This window comes from Candidatus Cloacimonas sp., assembly GCA_035403355.1.
Taxonomy (GTDB): domain Bacteria; phylum Cloacimonadota; class Cloacimonadia; order Cloacimonadales; family Cloacimonadaceae; genus Cloacimonas.
This window is the reverse complement of sequence record DAONFA010000030.1, coordinates 21,189-28,114: the sequence shown is the minus strand read 5'-3', so window position 1 is coordinate 28,114 and position 6,926 is coordinate 21,189. Positions and strand designations below refer to the sequence as shown.

Below are 6,926 nucleotides of genomic sequence, written 5' to 3'. Positions count from 1 at the left end.
CAACCTCTCATAATTATATTATAATCCAACTCCTTAGATATGCAAATTATTTTTTTAAGGGTTTGCATTATAGGGAATTTTATTGACAAAAGCAGTGCTTTGGATATTAAGGACAAAAAAAACAGGAGAAAATAGATGCTACGGCAAATCCTTTTAGCAAAGCTGCATCGGGCTACAGTAACAGAATGTGACCTGAATTATAATGGCAGTATCAAAATAGATGAAGATTTATTGGAGAAGAGTGGAATGCGGGAATTTGAGCGGGTAGATGTATTTGACATCACCAACGGAAGCCGTTTTTCCACATATATTATTAAGGGCAAACGCGGCAGCGGAATTATTGGAATTAATGGAGCAGCGGCGCGCTTAGTTCAGGTTGGAGACAAAGTTATCATTATGACTTATGGCTTATTGGATGAGGCAGAAATGCAGCATCATAAACCGTGCGTAGTAGTTTTAACCGCTAATAATAAAATAGAGAGTATTCTCTAATGCAGATTATTGAAAGCATTCTGCAAATGCAGGAAATCAGTAATAAATGGGATAGGGGCAAGAAAATTGGTTTTGTTCCGACGATGGGATATTTTCATCAAGGGCATCTTTCCCTGGTAGCGGAGGCAAATAGACAATGTGATACAACTGTTGTTTCCATCTTTGTAAATCCTTCGCAGTTTGGACCTAATGAAGATTTTACCAGTTATCCGCGGGATTTGCAAAGGGATTTGGAATTGCTGAAAAAGTATCGGGTGGATTATGTTTTTCATCCTTCTCCCCAACAAATATATCCGGAACCATATAGAACCTGGGTAAATGTGGAAGGTCTCAGCTCAATTCTTTGCGGAGCAAGCCGTCCGGGGCATTTCAGAGGAGTGGCTACAATTATTTTGAAGCTCACTAATCTTATTAAACCCAATTTAATGTTTATGGGAGAAAAGGATTTCCAGCAGGTTACAGTGCTGAAAACAATGCTTAAAGACCTGAATTGCAATACCCGAATAGTTTCCTGTCCCATTGTTAGAGAAGACGATGGATTAGCAATGAGCAGCCGTAATATCTACCTCAATCCTGAACAGCGTAAACAGGCATTATGTTTGTATCAGACAATTAAGGAATCCCAAACTCTATATAAACAGGGGTTAAAAGATGTTTCTCTGTTAAAAAATAGGGCAAAAGAAATAATTGAAAGCTCCGGTGGCAAAATTGATTACATCAGCTTCGTGGATTCTAATTCGCTACAAGAACCTACTGTAGCCGATGAAGATACGCGTATTATGCTGGCAGTTTATATCGGAAAAACACGGCTGATTGATAATGCTCTCTTAAAAGCATAATAAAACATTTGCTAATAGCAGGCAAGCTCTCTTAAATAAATATTTGCCTCACCTTTTTTTCCCATCCCAAAAATAGTTATGTAACAAATCCTTCTTATTTGCGATACGCGGTTAATGAGATTCCCGTATCGTTCCCATATCACGATACCGGAACGATACGGGAGTCATATTGGAGTTTTATTGAGAAAATTACGGGTTCTCTTTGGGATTGATATTTATTCAATTTTCTAATGGCAGGTTTTTATTTGAGTTAGCCAATTCTTCCAGTAAATAAAGAATATTCCTATTTGATTTTCAAGAAATGCATGGTTTGCATTGAAAACAGGTAAAAATTGGGAGTTAAAACATCCTAAAAAAGGGTGAAAAGTCCCCACCATTATTTAGTAATAATCAACCGGTAGTTCTTCGCTATAAGCAATATCTATCCATCCTTGAATAACAAGATATCTGATAGTATAGGCGATAGATTCCTTTTTTTCAGGAGTGTTCCATTGCTTTTTCCAGCTTAAAATATAATTGTAAAAATCCATTTCCGAAACGAGGTTAGTTTTACTACCTTGAGCAAGCTCTTCTAAAGCATAGATTATAGTCCCGATTTCTTCAGCGTGTTTAGTAGATTTTATTCTACTGAACAGGTCAACAACTTTAGCAATAATACTTTCATATTGTGAGATTATTGATTTACTTTTAATTCTGAGATTAGGGTATTCAATTCCTGTTTTAATGGCTATCTGGTTACCTTTGGAAGCAATAGATATTAGGTTTTCCCTACTAAGTAAATGATGAAGTTTATTTATATCTGGAGAATAAGGACCGAATTTTCCTTTTTTAAACTGAAGTCCTGTATCTATCCCTGCCAAATCCGAAAGATAACAGATTTTTTGAAATATCGTATAACCAATATTCACAGTATATTTCATTTTTTCCAAACGGTACAAAATTTCCAGAATGGCGATATAACCAGGTAATATTTCCCTATCTAAAGTTTGGGCTGGTTTAGATAAATCGGGTGATGAGCATAAAAATTCCCGGGTCAGATACTTTCTTTCAGTGCCGTAGGGAGCATAAATTTCCACCGGAATATCTATTTGAGAAAGCTTTTGATACATAACAGGACCTACCTGCTGCCATAATAGACCTCCATTTCCACAACCTAAAGGTGGAAATGCAATGGAATTAATATCCCAGTCGTGATAATGTTGGATAAAATAATCCAGTCCCTTGCTAATGCTTTCAAGGTTAGATAAATCCTTCCAATGTTTTTTAGTAGGGAAATTCAATATCTGATTGCCAAAAATATCTTTATAGAGATAGGGAATGCCTTCTTGAACTTCTCCTGCTTTACATCTATCTACATAATCTTCATACATTTCCGGATATTGCAGTTTAAAAAGTTTTGCTATTCCTTTACCCATAACTCCAACACAGTTAACGGTATTAACTTTGGTTTGCATAGAACTGCTTAAAATATCCCCAGTTAAAACTTTTATCATTCCATCCTCCCTTATCTAAAGAACATATTGGGTTTTAACAGAACAGGTTTATCAAAACCATATTCAATAAAAATGTTTATAAGCTCAGAATCTGCTATATAAGAGCATTGAATATATTCGTAGGAAACCCTATCCGGTATTAATGCTTCAGCGCATACTGAGCCCTTTAAGCGATATTTTTCTTCATCTTCAGCTGAATTCCAATTTTCAATATATATTTCATTAAAATCAAGGGTCAAAAGCGCTGTTTTAGGTTCCATAAATCTACAAATATTTCTGGCTGCATTCATATCTGAAATAACTACACCTTCACATTCTAAAATAATCGGATTTACAGATAAAACACATATTTCTTTATAATATGCTTTACGCTTATACATCATAGGATTTCTCGGATTAAAATAGAGATTAACATACTCGTGAAGCATTCTCCCATTGGGTATTTTTTTTCTATCTCTTCTTTCTTGAACTTCTTCCAAGGCAATTGATTTATGCTTTAATTTTTTTGCTCTTTCATAACACATAATCCCATTTTTCATTATTGATGGAATATTTTCTATATGGGTTATGTAAAATAGTTCATTGTGAAAAGGCATGTTATCCTCACCAAATATTCTATTGTTTGAATAAAATTTTGCTTGTATCCTGTCAATATAATTTTTTCGTCCTTTCTTAATCCTTATATAGCAAACTAATAACGCAGCACTTGACAGAAGGGCAAGGTTATTTTCTTTGGTTTAGTTTATAATAAAATGAGTGCGAAAGTGGCGGAATTGGCAGACGCGCTGGACTTAGGATCCAGTGAGGATAACTCATAGGGGTTCAAGTCCCCTCTTTCGCACCAAATTTTTAAGCTAAAAGATACAGGAGAAAAGAGTGCAAGTAGAAATCAATCAAGTAAATGCAGTAACCAAGGACATTAATCTTCTTATTCCTTCTGCGGAAGTTGATGTGGCATACGCAAAATTTCTGCAAAATGCAGCAAAGGATTTTAGTGTTCCAGGTTTTCGGAAAGGTAAAGCTCCGCTTAATACCGTTGAGAGGATGTATGCAGATAAAATAAAGGACTATTTTATTGAAGATTATGTAATTGAGGTCTTCAAGAAAGTTGTTGCGGAAAATAACATAAAATATCTTGCTATGCCTGATATAAAAGACATCAATTGGGAAAAAGGCAGTGATATGACAATCCAAGTAGAGATTGAACATGAACCGTTTATTGAATTCAAACAGATAGAGGGTTTAACTGTTTCATATAAACCGAAGGATTTGGAAAAAGAAGTGGATGATTTTATTGCAAGATTACAATCCTCAAATTGCCGGGTGATTGATGTAGAAACAGCATTGAAAGATGATCAAGTAAAGGTAGAGATATCTTTTCAACATAATAATGAAACTTATAACAGGACAGGTACCCTCTATGCTGGAATAGATGATGAACCGGGAACGCTGCCGGAATTATTAGACCTGAATATTGGTGAAACATTGCAAGTAAAATTAACCGGAAAAGATATTATGGAAGCCACTGAAGATTATGAACTTCCGCTGGATAATGAGGCAGAATATGATTGCAAACTAATGGTAAATAGTATTTCCAGAACAGAATATCCGGAACTTGATGATGAATTTGCCAAAGATATGGAATTTGATTCTTTGGAAGATATGAAAGCAAAAATCAGAGAGGATTTAAGGTTGAAAAATGAACATTACAATATAGATGTAGAAAATGAAGCTCTGGTAGATAAGCTTTATTTGGAAAACAAGTTTGAATTACCCATTAAAATGCTAACATATATTGTAGAAGACCAAATGAAGGATATTAAAGATGAAAATATCCGGGAATATTATCATCAGTATCTCTACATAGCTTATGCTTCTACCTTAATAAAAATATATATTACCAATAATCTATTACGAATTATGCCTATTGAGCTTAACCAGGAAATGATAGAAGAACACATAACCCATTTAGCTATTTCCAAGAATATGAGCTCGGAAGCGTATAAAGAACATTATTTGAAAGATATGTCTTCTGAGGATATTGCTACTGATGCTAAAGAATACTGGATCTTAAGAAAAATCGCTCAAACCTGTGAGTTTGTGATTAAAGAAGAAACCGAAGAAGAAAACAATCTGGAACCCGAGACAGAAATAAGGGAGGAGGAACAATGAGTTTTGTCCCAATCGTTATAGAACAGGTAGGTCGGTCGGAACGTGCCTACGACATTTATTCCCGATTACTAAAAGACAGAATCGTCTTCGTTGGGGGAGTGATTGAAGATAATTTGGCAAATACGGTTGTTGCCCAATTACTTCATTTGGAAGGTGAAGACCCTGAGCGAGATATTTATATGTATATTAATAGTCCCGGGGGAGTTATTTCTGCCGGACTTGCTATCTATGATACAATGCAATATATTAAGCCCAGCGTAAGTACAATCTGTATTGGTCAGGCAGCAAGTATGGCAGCTGTTTTACTTGCAGCCGGTGCTCCCGGAAAAAGAACTGCCCTGCCCAATAGCAGAATTATGATTCATCAGCCAATGGGTGGAGCTCAGGGACAGGCAACCGATATAGAGATTCAGGCAAAAGAAATTCTCTATTTGCGGGGTAGAATGAATGAAATTTTGCATACTCACAGCGGTCAAAGCATAGAAAAAATTCTGGAAGACACAGAACGGAACTATTTTATGAGCGCTGAAGAGGCAAAAGAATACGGAATTATAGATGAAGTTATTTCCGTGCGAAAATAGCTTGACGAAATTTAAGCCGTATAAGAAAAAGAATAATATAGAAGAAATACAGTAACCCAAAAACGAGTAACTGAATAAAAGGAGGAATCCTTGGATAAATACAGAACTTTAACCTGTTCCTTTTGCGGAAGAGGCGAACACGAAGTTAAGAATCTAATCAGAGGAATTGCCGGTAACATTTGCGATGAATGTGTCGTGATGTGCCACAATATAATTGATTCCAGTAAAGAAGAAATTCACCCGGAAGAATTTGAAGCACCGGTTCCCAGTAAAATAAAAGCATATTTAGACCAATATGTAATCGGTCAGGATAGTGCCAAAGAAATCATCTCCGTGGCTGTTTACAATCACTACAAGCGCATTTACAAACAGAAATACGACGATGATGTAGATCTGGAAAAAAGTAATATCCTGATGATTGGACCTACAGGAAGCGGAAAAACACTTATTGCCCAAACCTTGGCACGGTTTTTACAAGTTCCTTTTGCTATTTCCGATGCCACCACTTTAACCGAAGCAGGTTATGTAGGTGAAGATGTAGAAAACATTTTGGTGCGCTTATTACAAAATGCCAATTATGATGTTGCCAAAGCAGAGAGGGGCATTGTTTATATTGATGAAATAGATAAAATCAGCCGGAAATCTGAAACACCTTCTATCACTCGTGATGTTAGCGGTGAAGGAGTGCAACAGGCATTGCTGAAAATTTTGGAAGGAACCAAAGTGAATGTTCCCCCCAAAGGAGGCCGCAAACATCCTCAGCAGGATTTTATTGAGATGGATACTAAAAACATCTTATTTATCGCTGGAGGAGCTTTCTTCGGGCTGGAAAGCATCATTAAGGAACGAATGGATAAAAAAGCAATCGGCTTTGATGTGGAATTAGGCAAAAATAGAAATGACGCCAATATCTTTGATTATACTGTTCCGCAAGACCTTTTGAAGTATGGTTTAATTCCTGAACTGATTGGTAGAATGCCGGTTATTTGCACTCTCCATGAACTTAGCGAAGATGCTTTGATAGATATTTTGATGAAGCCCAAAAACGCTATCTGCAAGCAATATCAAAAATTCTTTGAAATGGATGGAGTGCGCCTGGAATTTTCGGAAGAAGCGCTTAAAGAAATTGCCCGAACAGCTATCAAACAAAAAACCGGAGCTCGTGGTTTGCGTTCCATTATGGAAAAATTTATGCTGAAAATAATGTTTAGTATTCCAGACCGTTCCGATATAAATAGCTGTACCATCACCCCCGAAGTAGTATCTTTAACCGATGAGCCAAAATACGGATATATTAAACCCATCAATTCCCGAAATAAAGTAGCTAATGAAAAATAAACAGGAGAATT

General features: G+C 36.1%; 7 protein-coding genes and 1 tRNA gene. 6 read left to right on the top strand and 2 right to left on the bottom strand.

The features are described from left to right. Positions 1–135 precede the first annotated feature (135 nt). Complete coding sequence (locus tag PLE33_07615; protein ID HPS61115.1) at positions 136–492, top strand: aspartate 1-decarboxylase; 357 nt, start codon at positions 136–138, stop codon at positions 490–492. Then, positions 492–1,331 (top strand): pantoate--beta-alanine ligase, encoded by an 840-nt coding sequence (panC, locus tag PLE33_07610; protein ID HPS61114.1) that lies wholly within the window; start codon positions 492–494, stop codon positions 1,329–1,331. Before PLE33_07615 ends, panC begins: the two co-directional genes overlap by 1 nt. Positions 1,332–1,711: 380 nt before the next feature. Here the strand turns inward: panC and PLE33_07605 are convergent, their stop codons facing one another. Further along, on the bottom strand, positions 1,712–2,824 hold the full coding sequence (locus PLE33_07605) for a macro domain-containing protein (protein ID HPS61113.1): 1,113 nt from the start codon (positions 2,822–2,824) through the stop codon (positions 1,712–1,714). An 11-nt stretch (positions 2,825–2,835) separates the two neighbouring features. Further along, positions 2,836–3,420 (bottom strand): DUF4433 domain-containing protein, encoded by a 585-nt coding sequence (locus tag PLE33_07600; GenBank protein ID HPS61112.1) that lies wholly within the window; start codon positions 3,418–3,420, stop codon positions 2,836–2,838. A gap of 162 nt (positions 3,421–3,582) precedes the next feature. Here PLE33_07600 and PLE33_07595 point away from each other — a divergent pair. The 4 genes from PLE33_07595 (at position 3,583) to clpX (ending at position 6,915) form a co-directional block, all read left to right on the top strand. Next, a tRNA-Leu gene (locus PLE33_07595) sits at positions 3,583–3,668 on the top strand. A 32-nt stretch (positions 3,669–3,700) separates the two neighbouring features. Continuing rightward, positions 3,701–4,996, top strand: a complete 1,296-nt coding sequence (locus PLE33_07590; GenBank protein HPS61111.1) for a trigger factor — start codon at positions 3,701–3,703, stop codon at positions 4,994–4,996. Continuing rightward, positions 4,993–5,577, top strand: a complete 585-nt coding sequence (gene clpP / locus PLE33_07585) for an ATP-dependent Clp endopeptidase proteolytic subunit ClpP (GenBank protein HPS61110.1) — start codon at positions 4,993–4,995, stop codon at positions 5,575–5,577. Before PLE33_07590 ends, clpP begins: the two co-directional genes overlap by 4 nt. A 90-nt stretch (positions 5,578–5,667) precedes the next feature. Next, a complete protein-coding gene (gene clpX, locus PLE33_07580) occupies positions 5,668–6,915 on the top strand; it encodes an ATP-dependent Clp protease ATP-binding subunit ClpX (protein ID HPS61109.1) in 1,248 nt (415 codons plus the stop codon). Positions 6,916–6,926 lie beyond the last annotated feature (11 nt).